The organism is Massilia sp. 01N417 (assembly GCF_056399645.1).
The window spans coordinates 15,596-28,986 of the sequence record NZ_JBFTRS010000031.1; the positions used below are offsets into that span (position 1 = coordinate 15,596).

The window sequence follows — 13,391 nt, forward strand, 5'->3', positions numbered from 1 at the left end:
TCTTGTTCCCAAGAGAGATAGGCAATGGCGCGGTTTGCGTATTGCCTATCGTACATGATTGCTCTACGTTATGCTTGCCGCCGCGACAAGGGATGGCGTCGCAGCACACGGCGCTCGTGCTCTTCGGCGTGCAGGCCGGCGGTTGCCTTGATCAGGTCGCTGCGGCTGACGATGCCCAGCAGCCGCGGCTCGCCGGCGCTGGCCACCACCGGCAGGCGTTCGATGCCGTGCACCGCCAGGCGGGTGGCGACGATGCGGCAGGTCTCGCCGGCCAGCGCCACCGGTGGGCGGTTGATCCCGAAGAGCTGGCCCACCTGGGTATCAGGCGCCTGGCCGTCCAGCGCGTCGCGGTCCAGCATGCCGACCAGCAGGCCGGCGCGGGTGACCGGGAAGCCGCGGTGCTTCTGGCCGGGGCCGAAGTGGGAGGCCAGCACCTCGGCCACCGTAGCGCCGGCGTCGACGCTCTGGACCTGGCCGGTCATGACTTCGGCCACGCTGTGGCGCTCGAGCGGGTCGATGCCGTATTCGCGGTAGATGTGGTGGCCGCGGCGGGCGATTTTCTCGGTCAGGATCGAACGGCCCATGGTCAGCACCGTGAAGCCGTAGGCGCCGGCGGCGGCGGCCAGCAGCGGCAGCAGGGCATTCGAATCGTGGGTCAGCTCGAAGGCGAACACCACCGCCATCACCGGCGCGCGCATCATGCCGCCCAGGGTGGCGGCCATGAAGACCAGCGGCCACAGGGCGGGTTCCGCGCCCGGCAGCCAGGGCGAGAGCAGGGAACCGAGGCCGGCGCCCAGCATCAGCAGCGGGGCCAGCACGCCGCCCGAGGTGCCGGAGGCCAGCGCGATCAGCCAGATCAGGAACTTGACGGCCAGCAGGGCCAGGACCGCGCCCAGCGCCAGGTGGTTGTGCAGCAGGTCGCCGATCACGTCATAGCCCACGCCCAGGGCGCGCGGCTGGAAGTAACCGCCGATGCCGACCGCGAGGGCGCCCAGCGCCGGCCACCACATCCAGTGGATCGGCAGTCGATGGAACCAGTCCTCGACCTTGTACAGCATGGTCGACATGGTCCACGACAGCGCCCCGCACAGGACGCCGGCCGCCACGCAGGACAGCAGGGCGATCGGCGCCACCGGCATGGTCTGCAGCGGGAACAGCGGACCCGCTGCCATCGCCAGCGGGCGCAGGAAGCCGGCCACCGCGCAGGCCACCGCCACCGGCAGCAGGCTGCGCGGACGCAGTTCGAACAGCAGCAGCTCGACCGCCATCAGCACCGCCGCCACCGGGGTGCCGAACACCGCCGTCATGCCGGACACGGCGCCGGCCACCAGTAGCGACTTGCGCTCGCCGCCGGTCAGGTGGAAGTGCTGGGCGATCAGCGAGCCGATCGCGCCGCCCGTCATGATGATCGGACCTTCGGCGCCGAACGGGCCGCCGCTGCCGATCGCGATGCCGGAGGCCAGCGGCTTCAGCACCGCTACCTTGGGCGACATCGCGCTGTCCTTGAACAGGATCGCCTCGATCGCTTCGGGGATGCCGTGACCGCGGATCTGCTCGGTGCCGTAGCGCGCGATCAGGCCGATCACGATACCGCCGATGACCGGCACGGCGACGACCCAGGCGCCCAGGCCGTGGTTGGCCGGCGAGAGCTCGGCCAGCGAGAAGCGCTGGTAGAAGAACAGGTCGGTGAAGAAGCGGATCAGGAGCAGCAGCACGTGTGCGGCAAGCACGGCGAGGGCGCCGATGACGGCGGCGATCGCCGCGATCAGCAGCAGGCGCAGGTCGCCGGAAAAGTCGCGGCGGTCGGGCAAATGGTCGGGCAAATGAGGGTGGGCGGACATCTGGGGACTCAATCGAGGTTGGGAATCGTGAACACGCCTTGCAGGGCGCGCAGTTCGGCGCGGTGGATCTCGGCCAGGCGCGTCAGGATGGCTTCGCCGTGCGGCAGCAGGTGGACTTCGACGCGGCGGCGGTCGTCGGCATTCGCGCGCCGTTCGACCAGGCCGCCGGCTTCGCAGCGCGAGACCAGGGCCACCACCCCGTGCGGCTTGGCCTGCAGGCGCTCGGCCAGCTCGCCGACGGTCGCCCATTCGCGTCCCTTGAAGCCCTTGATGTGCAGGAGCAGCAGGTATTGCAGGGGCGTGATGCCCTCGGCCTGGACGGCGTTTTCCGAAAAGTGCTCGTAGCGCCGCATCTGGTAGCGGAATTCGGAGAGTGCGGCGAAGTCGGACTTGGCAAGCGGGGAGGGCGGTGCTTTTGCTTTCACTGATGGGGTCGTGGCAAGGAAGAGCCAAATAATATATCATATTGTGATGTTTTTTTCGTAGAAGTTTTATCTTGGACCAGACTTTGCAATGGATGCGTGCCTTCGTGCCGCAACGTAATTCCGTACCGCGTCCCGAAAGGATGCGTTCGGTGGCAGGTGCCCTGATCGGCCTGCTCCTCACCGCCGGGCTCAGCATGCAACTGCTCGGCACGGCCACCCTGCCGGCGGCCCTGGTGGCGCCGATGGGCGCCTCGGCCGTGCTGCTGTTCTGCGTGCCGGCCAGCCCGCTGGCCCAGCCGTGGTCCGTCATCGGCGGCAATACCATCTCGGCCTTGGTCGGCATCGCCTGCGCCAAGGCGATCGGCAATCCGCTGCTGGCGGCGCCGCTGGCGGGTTCGCTGGCGATCCTCGTGATGTTCCTGCTGCGCTGCCTGCACCCGCCCAGCGGCGCGGTGGCGCTGACCACGGTGCTGGGCGGCCCGGCCGTGCACGCGGCCGGCTTCGGCTTCGCCTTCGTGCCGGTGTGCCTGAACTCGACCCTGATCGTGCTGGTCGCGCTGGTCTTCAACAACCTGACCGGGCGCCGCTATCCGCACACCCAGCAGTCGATGCTGAACAACGTCCACGCGACCCGCGACCCGGTGCCGACCGCGCGCCTCGGCTTCACGAAGGAGGACCTGGACGCCGCGCTGGCGCGCTACGGCCAGGTGCTCGACATCAGCCGCGACGACCTCGAAGAGATCCTGCTCGAGACCGAAGTCCAGGCCTACGGCCGCCGTTTCGGCGTCGTCACCTGCGGCGCGATCATGTCGAAGGATGCGGTGACGGTCCGCCCCGGGATGCCACTGGCCGACGCCTGGCGCCTGCTGCGCCAGCACGGCCTGCACGCGCTGCCGGTGCTGGACAAGGCGCAGCGCGTGGTCGGCATGGTCGGCCAGAACGATTTCCTGCACCACGCGGGCCTGGACGATTACCAGACCCTGGGCGAACGCCTGCGCGGCCTGTTCGACCACCTGCTGGGCATGCGCAGCCGGCCGGGCAAGGTGGTCGAGATCATGCACCGCCAGGTGAAGACGGTGAGCATCGACGACCCGATCGCCGAGCTGGTGCCCCTGATGACCAACCGGGGCCTGCACCACATTCCGGTGGTGGATGGACGCGGCGTATTTGCCGGCATCGTCAGCCAGTCGGATATGCTGGCGGCAATGTACGAAAGCCGCCTGAGCGCCCCGGCCTGAACCCGGCAGTTTTTCGCGGGAACGTTCGGGGCGCGGCGTGCATCCAATCGGCATCACGCAACCGGCATCACGCCAGGGAGAACGCCATGCTGCAGCCTGCAGTCGACGATGATTCGGACGCCGCCCTCCGGCAGCGTGTGGTGGATGGGGAGCAGGCCGCCTTCGCGCGCCTGATGCGGCGCCATAACCGGCGGCTCTACCGGGTGGCGCGCAGCATCCTGCGCGACGATGCCGAGGCCGAGGATGCGCTGCAGGAAGCCTACATCCAGGCTTACCGCGGCTTGCCGGACTTCCGCGGCGAGTCCGCGCTCGCCACCTGGCTGACCCGCATCGTGATGAACGCCGCCCTGATGCGCCGCCGCAGCGTGGGGCGGATGGCCGAGGTCATCGAACTGGGCGCCGAGCCGGCCATGGACGCGTTCTGCGCCACGCGCGAGGCGGGCGAAGCCGGACAGCCGGAACAGCCCGAACAGGCCGCGCTGCGTTCCCAGGCCAGGGGCCTGATCGAAGCCAAGATCGATGCCTTGCCGAAAGCCTTCCGCACCGTGTTCGTGCTGCGCGCGGTCGAGGAACTCAGCGTCGAGGAAACCGGACAGCTGCTCGGCATTCCCGAGGCCACCGTGCGCAGCCGCTACTTCCGCGCCCGGGCCATGCTGCGCGAGGCGCTGGCGCGGGAGCTCGACTTCGCGCTCGACGATGCCTTCGGCTTCGACGGCGAACGCTGCGACCGTATCGTCGCCAACGTCATGCGCCGGCTGGAAGAGGATACGGCGGGCTGAAGATGCCGGGAACGCGGCGCGGGTTTGCTGCATCGAATGGCATGTTCCACTTCCTAAAACCAATGGAGACTGCCATGACCATCAAGAAGCCCCTCGCCACCGTCCTGTGCGCACTGCTGGCCGCTGCCCCGCTCGGCGCCGTCCACGCCGCCAATCCCAACGATGCACAGATCGCCGCCATCGTGGTGGCCGCCAACACGGTCGACATCGACGCCGGCAAGCTGGCCGAAGCGAAGACCAGGAACAAGGACGTGCGCGCCTTTGCCCAGCGGATGGTGGCCGACCATTCGGGCGTCAACAAGCAGGCGGTGGCGCTGGTCAAGAAACTGCACGTGACGCCGGAAGCGAACGACACCAGCAAGTCCCTGACCCAGGGCGGCGACACCACGCGCGACCGCCTCAAAGGCCTGTCCGGCCACGACTTCGACAAGGCCTATGTCGACAACGAGGTGAGCTACCACGAGACGGTGCTCGATGCCCTCGACAAGACCCTGATCCCGAGCGCGTCCAACGCCGAGCTGAAGGCGCTGCTGGTCAAGGTGCGGCCGGCTTTCGTGGCCCACCTGGAGCACGCGAAGCACATCCAGGCGGAACTGAAATGAAATCGGTGGCGGTGGCGCTGGGCCTGATGGCCTGGACTGCGGCCGCCGTCGCGGCCGATCATCGTGTGGTCATCGAAGGCATGGCCTTCACGCCGAAGGTGGTGGCCGTGAAGCCCGGCGACACCATCACCTGGGTGAACAAGGACATCTTCGTCCACAACGTCACCGCGGCCGCCGCCGGCATCAGGTCGGGCGACCTGAAGCCGGGGCAGAGCTGGCGCCACACGGTGCGCCGGGGAGCGTCCTTCGACTACCTCTGCAGCCTGCACCCCGTGATGACGGGGCAGGTGCAGATCGAAGCAGGAGGGAAGCCGCTCAGGCCTGCTCGGCCCCGCAGCACTTCTTGAACTTCTTGCCGCTGCCGCAGGGGCAGTCGTCGTTGCGGCCGACCTTCGGCTCCTCGCGGCGCACGGTCTCGACGGCGGCCTTGCGGCGCGGCAGCCAGTAGCGGTGGATGCCGGGCAGGTTGGCTTCGATGTCCAGGGCCAGCTTGTGGGCCAGGCGCGGATCTTCGACCTCGGCCAGCTCGCTTTCCTCGATCTCGTCGGCGCCCAGCAGGTAGATCGGGCGCATCAGCGGACCGGCTTCCGAGTCCCAGATCTCGTCCCAGGAGCCGGGACGCAGGTCCATGCCTTCCCAGAAGCCCCAGCACCAGGCTTCGGCGTCGATCAGCGTTTCGCCGTCGACTTCGTGCTCGACGTAGAGCGGCTCGAATTCCTTGGGCGCGACCTCGAAGGTGATCAGCACTTCGTTCATGAAGCGCATGATCAGGTTGACGATGCGCTGCTCTTCCTTCGGGTTTTTCCACTTGGGCGCGGCGCCTTCCTCGCCCCACACGCGCGGCAGCCACTCGGCCGGCATGATGGATTCCGGGCCGATCGCGATCGCGGTCAGGTAGCCGTGCAGGGTATCCATCGTCATCGCGCCTTCCGGGCTGCGGTCGGACAGCAGGAAGTTGTCGAGATCGTCGAATTCTTTGTCGGTGAGGGGTTGTTCGAGTTGCATGTGTGGTCCAGGGTGATTCTGTTTCGTCGAAGGCGCCAGTGTAACGCCTGCGGCCGCGGACCGGCGGAAAAAAGCGCCGGACAGCTGCTCATGCCGTCCGGCGCAAACGGAAAACCAGCCCCATGTTGCCCGGTATTGTCGAGCTCAGGCTTAATGCCCGCTTAGCCCTTGCTCGCTGCTTCGCGGCGCAGGCCTGCTTCAACGCATCCGGCACCCAGGGCTCCATGACAACCTGCCTCGTCCCGGGGCGCGGTGCGTCCACACACCTTGCGAGCATCATCGATCATAAAATCGGTAAATTTTCATGCAATTCGATTCTTCGCAGAAAAGATTGGCCTTGGCGAGGGGAGTTGGGGCATGAATTCGGCAAAATCGGCCTGCCGGCCTTACAATGGCCGCATGGAATATACATCGGAAACTCACCCCTTCTCGCGGCTCGATCCGCTGATGGTGCTGGATGCGGTCGAGAGCGTCGGCCTGTGCGGCGACGGCCGCCTGCTGGCCCTGAACAGCTACGAAAACCGGGTCTATCGCGTCGGACTGGAAGAGGGCCAGCCGGTGGTGGTCAAGTTCTACCGGCCGGAGCGCTGGAGCGATGCCGCCATCCTCGAGGAGCACGCTTTTACCGAGGAACTCGCCGAACAGGAAGTGCCGGTGGTGCCGGCGTCGGTGCTGGACGGGCGCACGCTGCACCACTTCGGCGGCTTCCGCTTTGCCGTCTTCCCCAGCCGCGGCGGCCGCGCGCCCGAGCTGTCCGATCCCAAGGTGCTGGAATGGATCGGCCGCTTCATCGGCCGCATCCACGCGGTCGGGTCGCGCAAGCCCTTCATGGAGCGGCCGGCGCTGAATCTCGACACCTTCGGACGCGAACCGCGCGCCTGGCTGATTGGACACGGCTTCATTCCGGACGAGCTGCTGACCGCCTACGCCAGCGTGATCGACCAGGCGCTGGACGGCGTCGCGCGCTGCTTCGACCGCGCCGGCGACGTCGCGACGGTCCGCCTGCACGGCGATTGCCACGCCGGCAACGTGCTGTGGACGGCCGACGGACCCCATTTCGTCGACTTCGACGACAGCCGCATGGGCCCGCCCGTGCAGGACCTGTGGATGCTGCTGTCGGGCGAGCGCCAGGAGATGGTGGGCCAGCTCGCCGACGTGCTGGCCGGCTACGAGGACTTCTGCGAATTCGACCCGCGCCAGCTCTACCTGGTCGAGGCATTGAGGACCCTGCGCCTGATCCATTATTCGGCCTGGCTGGCGATGCGCTGGGACGACCCGGCCTTTCCCGCCGCCTTCCCCTGGTTCAATACCCAGCGTTATTGGCAGGACCGCATCCTCGAGTTGCGCGAGCAGGTCGCCCTGATGGACGAGCCGCCCCTGTGGCCGGTGTGATTTGTTGAATTGACGGGCAATCGCGCTTCAGTTCGGCGTGACAGGTTTTCCAGCCATGACGCATAATCACGCCGAGCCCCAGTCCGCCCGCACCGATGAGCCGCCCATGACCGATCACCCCGACCACCACGACGACGCCGATTTCACGATCGACCTGATGCCCGCATCCCAGGAGCACGCCGCGCCCGGCGTCGAGCCGCAGCGCGAACAGCTCGAGAAGCGCGCCATCCAGGAAGGCATCGCGCGGGTCGAGGCCGAGGCCAAGGCGGCGGTGGCGGCCGAGAACCGCGCCCACGCCGAAGCCCGCGCCAGGAGCCTGGCCGAGGAGCGCGCCGCGATCGACGCCGAAGCCGCCGCCGCCGCGCTGGCGAATGTCCAGGCATCGGAAGAGGCGATCGAGGCCAACCGCGACCGCATCGACACCCTGCGCGCCGCCGCCAGGGCCGCCGCCGAGCGCCTGGACGCGATGCGCCAGGAAACCGCCGAGCTGCGCGCCCGCGTCGAAGCCGACACCCGGATCCGCCTCGACGCCGAGTCGCGTGCGCGGGCCCAGGAAGAGGCGCGCCGGCGCGCCGAGGAACAGGCCCGCGCCGATGCCGAGATCGCCGAGCGCGTGGCCCGCCAGGCGGAAGAACTGGCGCAGCAGTCCGAACAGGCGCGCCTGCAGGCCGCCGAGCGGGTCGCCGCCGTGCACGCGGCGCGCGAAGAAGTCAGCCACAGCGCCAGCGCCGATGCGCGGGTCGCGATCCTGGCGCGCGAACGCGAGCGTGCCGAGAGAGCCGCACGCCAGACCGCGGAAAAGCTGGCTGAAGCCGAGGCCGAGGCGCTCGAACTGGCCCTGCAGCGCGAGCGCGCCGACCAGGTCGCGCTGGCGTCCAGCTTCGCGCGCGCCGCCGCCGAGGCGAGGGCGCTGGAAGAAGCGCGCGCCCTGGCCCACATCGAACAGGAGCGCGAGGCGATCGCCCAGGCCCAGGCCGAGTACGAGCGCACCGCCGCGCAGTCGCTGCGCATGCGCCTGCAGACCGAGAAGGAATTGCGCGACGCCGCCGTGCACCGCGAGCGCATGGAAGAGATGGCGCAGGCCGCGCTGGCGGCGCGCCGCGACGCCGAAAGCCGCATCCTGGCCGCCACCGAGGCGCGCATCGACGCCGACCGCAAGCTGCGCGAGACGGCGCTCGAGCGCGCCCAGGCCGAGGAAGACGAAGCGGCCCAGGCCCAGGCGCGCCTGGATGCCGAGCGCGCGGCCGCCGAACAGGCGCGCCTGCGGGCCGAGGCAGACCGCCGGGCGGCCGAGGCCGCCGCACTGGACGCCGAACAGGAGGAACGCGAACGCGCGCTGGCCGAGGAACGCGCGGCGGCATCGCTTGCCGCGGCCGAGGCGCGGGCGGCGGAAAACGCCGCCGAGCAGGCCCGCCTGGCGCATGAAGCCGAACAGGCCGCGCTGCAGCGCGAAGCGGCCCGCCTGGCCGAGCGCCGCGCCCAGGAAGCCGAGACCCTGGCCGGCGCCGAGCGCGAACGCCAGCGGGTCGAGGAAGCGGCGCTGGCCGCCCTGCACGAACGCCAGGAAGCCGAGCGCGCACTGGAAGCCGCCGCCCAGGCGCGCATCGCCGCCGAACAGGAAGAGGCGGCGCTGCTGCGCGTCCAGCTCGAGGCCGAGCAGCGCGCGCTGGCAGCCCAGCACGCGGCCGTGGAAGCCCAGCGCCAGGCGACATTCCATGCCGAACAGCAGGCCGTGCACGAGGAAGCGGCCGCCGCCGCGCAGCAGCAGCGGATGGCGCGCGCCGCCGAGCTGGCGCGGGCCCAGGCCGAACGCGCCGAACACGAAGCCCGCCAGCAGGCCATGGCCGACGAACTGCTGGCCGCCGAGCAGGCGGGGGCCGACGCCGCCCGCGAAGCCCTGCTGCTGCTGGAACAGAAGCTGTCCGCCCAGCGCCAGCAGGCCGCCGCCGACGCCCGCGCCAACGAGGCCGCCGCGGCCCGCCTGGCGTCCGAGCACGCGGCCGTGCTTGCCGCCGAAGCGCGCGCCAAGGCCGAGGAAGAACGCGCCCAACTGGCGCAGACCCGCGAGCTCGCCGAGCAGGCCGCCGCGCGCGCCGCGATGGACAAGCGCGACGCCCAGCGCGCGCTGCTGGAACACGCCCAGCAGGCCGCCGAGATGCAGCGCAAGTCGCTGCAGGCAACCCAGGAAATGCTTGACGCCAAGCGCCGCCTGGTGGAGCTGGAGTCAAGGCGCCAGGAAGAGCAGGTGGCGGAACTGGGCGCGCTGCGCGAACAGATCGACGCCCGCCAGGCCGAGGCCAAGCAGCGCGCCGAATCGGCCGACCTGGCGCGCGAAGTGCTGGGGCGCTTCTCGCAACTGCCGTCGGCCCAGCAGGCGGCGGCGCGGCTGGCCGAGGCGGTTGCCAAGCAGCGCGGCGAAAACTGACGTAGGGTGGGCGCGGCCGGCGTAGGCACACCGTACGGCCCGGAGATCGGCCGCTTCTGGGGCGAGGTCGTCACGCCCTGGCTGGAGCGCCAGGGCCTGCTGGGCGAGCCGACCTATGGCATCGCCCTCGACGATCCCGCCACCACCCCGCCGCAGGACTGCCGCTACGATGCCGGCGTCGAGGTCGGCGAGGATTACGCCGCCCCGGCCGGTACGAGGCTCACGCTGCTGCCGGGCGGGACCTATGCGGTGGCGCGGTTCGCCGGCCAGGCCTGGGAGATCCCGGCGGCCTGGCAGACCCTGTTCCACGAATGGCTGCCGGCCAGCGGCTACACCTGCGATGCCCGGCCCTGCATGGAATACTACCCGCGCAACTGGCGCATGGAGGCCGACGGCAGCTTCGCCTGTGAGCTGAGGATGCCGGTCAGCGGGGGCCGTTGACCCGTTTGTCCTTGAAGAAGTTCCAGGCCTCTTCGGCGGTGTCGACGTCGTGGTTCATATTGCCGACGATCTTGCGCAGGATCCACGGCAGTTCCTCGACCTTGGACGACCCCGTGTGGCCGCCGCCGTCGATGCGCATGAACTGGATCTGCACGCGCGCCGGATCGTTGCCCCAGACATAGCGCGTGGCCGAGGTCGGGTCGGACGATTGCAGGTGGGGCATGCGGAAGCTGAGCGGCGTCTCCGGCAGGCCGGCCAGGCGGCGCCACACGGCCAGCGATTCCTCGGCGCTGATGCCGCTGCCGCGGTCGCGCAGCAGCCAGTGGCCGACCCGGCCGCCATTGTAGGGCGCGATCTCGTCGGCGGTGCCGTGCGAGGCGAACACCGAGATCGGATGCGACGGCGCCCGGCAGCGCGTCTGCATCGCCATCAGGGCGCTCTGCACGCCGATCGCCGCCAGCCGCGGCGCCAGTTCGATGCCGAGACGGTAGGCCATGCCGCCGCCGTTCGAGCTGCCGTACACGTAGATGCGCTCGGGATCGGCGCCGAGCTCGTTGACCGCGGTGTCGATCAGGGCGGCGATGAAGGCGACGTCGTCGCTGGTGGCGTTGCTGGCGGCATCGAGGCGGCAATCGTTCCAGGCCTGCTTGCCGTCGCTGCCCTTGATGCCGTCCGGCGCGATCAGCATCACGCGCTCGCGTTCGGCGAGGCGGATCCAGTCCTGGGAGCGATAGGTGCCGAAGGAAGCGAGGCCGACCATGAAGGCGGCCGAGGCGCCATGGCCGTGCAGCAGGATGACGGTGGGGCGGTTGGCGCGTGCCAGCCGGTCGGGTTCGACCACGAGGTAATGGCGCCGTCCCTCGGGACGCAGCAGCGAGTAGTCGACGATGGTGGACGCCTGCGCCGCGGCCATCGCCGCCCATGCCAGCGCCATTCCCCCAGCCCAGCCTCTCATAGATATGAGAAAGCTTCGGAAAGTGGCCCTGTGATATTTTTTTCGTATCACTTGCCGGGATTCGGCGACACCGGATTTTCACCGCCGACGGCGGCTTTTTCGACGAAATAACTGGTCTCGCCGAAGCAGCTGGTCGGCAGGCCGACGTGCTGGGCATAGCTGAGCTGGACGCGCTGGCCCATGGCTGCCTGCAGCTGCTTGACCACGTTTTCGTCGCGCACGGTGAAGGCGAAGCGTTCGGGGATGGCGCCCGGCATGCTGGACAGCAGGATCTCGCCCTCCCAGGTCTTGCACAGCCAGCCCTTGCGCGACAGTTTTTGCAGGTAGCCGGCGCGTTCACCTTCGGAATACGACCAGTGCAGCACGATCGCCATGTAGAGCGCGAACAGCACGATGGCCGCAACGACGGCGGAGGCGAGGAGGACGCTGGCGCGGCGCGGGAAGGTGGATGGCATGGTCGTGAGGGTGAGTGAATCCGGCGCCCATTCTGACGATGAGCGCGCGAATTGTCAAAAGCTCATGGCCGGCGGGCGTGCCGGACGGTGTTCCGGACCTTCGAGCTCAGACGTTGACGCCGAAGGAGCGCGCCAGCGGACCCAGGCCGCCGTTATAGCCCTGGCCGACAGCGCGGAACTTCCATTCGCTGCCGTAGCGGTAGAGCTCGCCGAAGATCATCGCGGTCTCGGTCGAGCTGTCTTCCGACAGGTCGTAGCGCGCGATCTCGCGTTCGCCCTCGGCGTTCAGGCAGCGGATGAAGGCGCGCCCCACCTGGCCGAAGTTCTGGCGGCGCTGGTCGGCTTCGTGGATGGTCACGGAGAAGGCGATCTTTTCGATCTCCGGCGGTACCCGGGTGAGGTCGACCAGCAGGCGCTCGTCGTCGCCTTCGCCCTGGCCGGTGCGGTTGTCGCCGGTATGCTTGACCGAACCGTCGGTGGATTGCAGGTTGTTGTAGAAGATGAAGTCGGCATCGCCGCGCACCTTGCCGTCGCCGCGCAGCAGGAAGGCGCTGCCGTCGAGGTCGAAGGTGGCGCCGTCGCTGGCGCGCGGATCCCAGCCCAGGCCGATGATGACTTTCTTGAGGGTCGGGTCTTCCTTGGACAGGTTGACGTTGCCGCCTTTTTGCAGACTGATCGCCATATGGTTTTCCTTTCGTTTCGGGGTTGAGTTCAAGCGGATCCGAGTTCCTCGCGCCGCTTGTAGCGGATCGAGGACCACAGCGAGACCAGGATGAAGGCGATGCCGGACAGTCCGGTGAACCATTCCGGAATCTCGTATTCGACGCTGGCGAACATGATCAGGGCCAGGATGCCGATCGCGTAGTGGGCGCCGTGCTCGAGGTAGACGAATTCGTCCAGCGTGCCCTTGTGCACCAGGAACACGGTGAGCGAACGCACGAACATCGCGCCGATGGCCAGGCCCAGCATGATGATGACGACGTCGTTGGTGATGGCGAAGGCGCCGATCACGCCGTCGAAGCTGAACGAGGCATCCAGCACCTCGAGGTAGAGGAAGCCGCCGATGCTGCCCTGCGAGATCATCTTGCCCACCGACGGGTCCGATTCCTCCTCTTCGAGCAGACCGCTGAACCAGTTCACGCCCACGTAGACGATGACGCCGACCACGCCGGCGATCAGCACCGGCAGCTTGGCTGGCTGGGGCATCAGGCTCATGCAGCCGAACACGGCCAGCAGGGTCAGCAGGACGGCCAGGCCTTCGCTGCCGAACTGGCCGACTTTTTCTTCGACCCAGCCCAGCCAGTGGAGTTCCTTTTCCTCGTCGAACAGGAAGTTGAGGAAGACCAGCAGCAGGAAGGCGCCGCCGAAGGCCGCCACCTCGGCGTGCTGGGCGGTCAGGATGCGCGCGTATTCGTCGGGTGTCCTGGTCGCCATGTGCCAGACGTCGAGCAGGCCGAGGCCGGTGGCCACCGAGACGATCAGCAGCGGGAACAGCAGGCGCATGCCGAACACGGCCACCAGGATGCCGATCGTCAGGAACAGTTTTTGCCAGAATGCGTTCCAGTTGCGCAGCACGGAGGCATTCACCACCGCGTTGTCGAAGGACAGCGAGACTTCAAGCACGCCCAGCACCGCCGCGATCCACAAGGCCTGCAGCAGGCCGCCGGCGCCGCCGTGGCTGTAGCCCCACCAGGCGGCCAGCGCCAGCAGGACGACCGTCACCACGAAAGACAGCTTGAAATATTGCATCGAGTTCCCCTTGTATACTGCGTTGTCTGATAAACCACACTGGACAGGATATTACAAGTTTCTCACTGTGGCAGGCGCATGGCT

At 68.5% G+C, this 13,391-nt stretch carries 14 protein-coding genes; 7 read left to right on the forward strand and 7 right to left on the reverse strand.

The window, feature by feature from the left end:
* Nucleotides 1–68: 68 nt before the first annotated feature.
* Both AC1DOQ_RS24815 and AC1DOQ_RS24820 read right to left on the reverse strand, forming a co-directional pair.
* Nucleotides 69–1,841, reverse strand: coding sequence for a chloride channel protein (locus AC1DOQ_RS24815; RefSeq protein WP_477370371.1), 1,773 nt, complete (start codon nt 1,839–1,841; stop codon nt 69–71).
* A gap of 8 nt (nt 1,842–1,849) precedes the next feature.
* A complete protein-coding gene (locus AC1DOQ_RS24820) occupies nt 1,850–2,194 on the reverse strand; it encodes a MarR family winged helix-turn-helix transcriptional regulator (protein WP_442121742.1) in 345 nt (114 codons plus the stop codon).
* A gap of 143 nt (nt 2,195–2,337) precedes the next feature.
* On the opposite strand from AC1DOQ_RS24820, the gene AC1DOQ_RS24825 reads away from it, so the two are divergent.
* The 4 genes from AC1DOQ_RS24825 to AC1DOQ_RS24840 all read left to right on the forward strand — a co-directional run bounded on the left by AC1DOQ_RS24825 (nt 2,338) and on the right by AC1DOQ_RS24840 (nt 5,232).
* Nucleotides 2,338–3,504 (forward strand): HPP family protein, encoded by a 1,167-nt coding sequence (locus AC1DOQ_RS24825; protein ID WP_477370374.1) that lies wholly within the window; start codon nt 2,338–2,340, stop codon nt 3,502–3,504.
* 86 nt (nt 3,505–3,590) lie between these two features.
* On the forward strand, nt 3,591–4,283 hold the full coding sequence (locus AC1DOQ_RS24830) for an RNA polymerase sigma factor (protein WP_477370377.1): 693 nt from the start codon (nt 3,591–3,593) through the stop codon (nt 4,281–4,283).
* Between the two features lie 74 nt (nt 4,284–4,357).
* The gene (locus AC1DOQ_RS24835) at nt 4,358–4,885 is read left to right on the forward strand and encodes a DUF4142 domain-containing protein (protein WP_477370380.1); all 528 of its coding nucleotides are present in this window, start codon (nt 4,358–4,360) and stop codon (nt 4,883–4,885) included.
* The gene (locus tag AC1DOQ_RS24840; protein WP_477370383.1) at nt 4,882–5,232 is read left to right on the forward strand and encodes a cupredoxin domain-containing protein; all 351 of its coding nucleotides are present in this window, start codon (nt 4,882–4,884) and stop codon (nt 5,230–5,232) included. The genes AC1DOQ_RS24835 and AC1DOQ_RS24840 overlap by 4 nt, the downstream gene beginning before the upstream one ends.
* On the opposite strand, the gene AC1DOQ_RS24845 is transcribed toward AC1DOQ_RS24840, so the two are convergent.
* A complete protein-coding gene (locus AC1DOQ_RS24845; RefSeq protein WP_477370386.1) occupies nt 5,201–5,890 on the reverse strand; it encodes a UPF0149 family protein in 690 nt (229 codons plus the stop codon). The two genes, AC1DOQ_RS24840 and AC1DOQ_RS24845, sit on opposite strands and share 32 nt — an antisense overlap.
* A gap of 399 nt (nt 5,891–6,289) precedes the next feature.
* On the opposite strand from AC1DOQ_RS24845, the gene AC1DOQ_RS24850 reads away from it, so the two are divergent.
* From AC1DOQ_RS24850 to AC1DOQ_RS24860, 3 genes are all read left to right on the forward strand, one after another.
* Nucleotides 6,290–7,282: a serine/threonine protein kinase gene (locus AC1DOQ_RS24850; protein ID WP_477370389.1), complete on the forward strand. Its 993-nt coding sequence runs from the start codon at nt 6,290–6,292 to the stop codon at nt 7,280–7,282.
* Nucleotides 7,283–7,388: 106 nt separating this feature from the next.
* Nucleotides 7,389–9,707 (forward strand): hypothetical protein, encoded by a 2,319-nt coding sequence (locus AC1DOQ_RS24855; protein WP_477370392.1) that lies wholly within the window; start codon nt 7,389–7,391, stop codon nt 9,705–9,707.
* A 6-nt stretch (nt 9,708–9,713) separates the two neighbouring features.
* Nucleotides 9,714–10,148, forward strand: coding sequence for an AraC family transcriptional regulator (locus AC1DOQ_RS24860; protein ID WP_477370395.1), 435 nt, complete (start codon nt 9,714–9,716; stop codon nt 10,146–10,148).
* On the opposite strand, the gene AC1DOQ_RS24865 is transcribed toward AC1DOQ_RS24860, so the two are convergent.
* The 4 genes from AC1DOQ_RS24865 to AC1DOQ_RS24880 form a co-directional block, all read right to left on the reverse strand.
* A complete protein-coding gene (locus AC1DOQ_RS24865; protein WP_477370399.1) occupies nt 10,132–11,082 on the reverse strand; it encodes a CE1 family esterase in 951 nt (316 codons plus the stop codon). The genes AC1DOQ_RS24860 and AC1DOQ_RS24865 overlap by 17 nt on opposite strands.
* A 68-nt stretch (nt 11,083–11,150) precedes the next feature.
* Nucleotides 11,151–11,558 (reverse strand): hypothetical protein, encoded by a 408-nt coding sequence (locus AC1DOQ_RS24870; RefSeq protein WP_477370402.1) that lies wholly within the window; start codon nt 11,556–11,558, stop codon nt 11,151–11,153.
* A 106-nt stretch (nt 11,559–11,664) separates the two neighbouring features.
* Nucleotides 11,665–12,240: a TerD family protein gene (locus AC1DOQ_RS24875; RefSeq protein WP_442121636.1), complete on the reverse strand. Its 576-nt coding sequence runs from the start codon at nt 12,238–12,240 to the stop codon at nt 11,665–11,667.
* Nucleotides 12,241–12,269: 29 nt separating this feature from the next.
* Nucleotides 12,270–13,307: a DUF475 domain-containing protein gene (locus tag AC1DOQ_RS24880; protein WP_477370404.1), complete on the reverse strand. Its 1,038-nt coding sequence runs from the start codon at nt 13,305–13,307 to the stop codon at nt 12,270–12,272.
* Nucleotides 13,308–13,391: the final 84 nt, after the last annotated feature.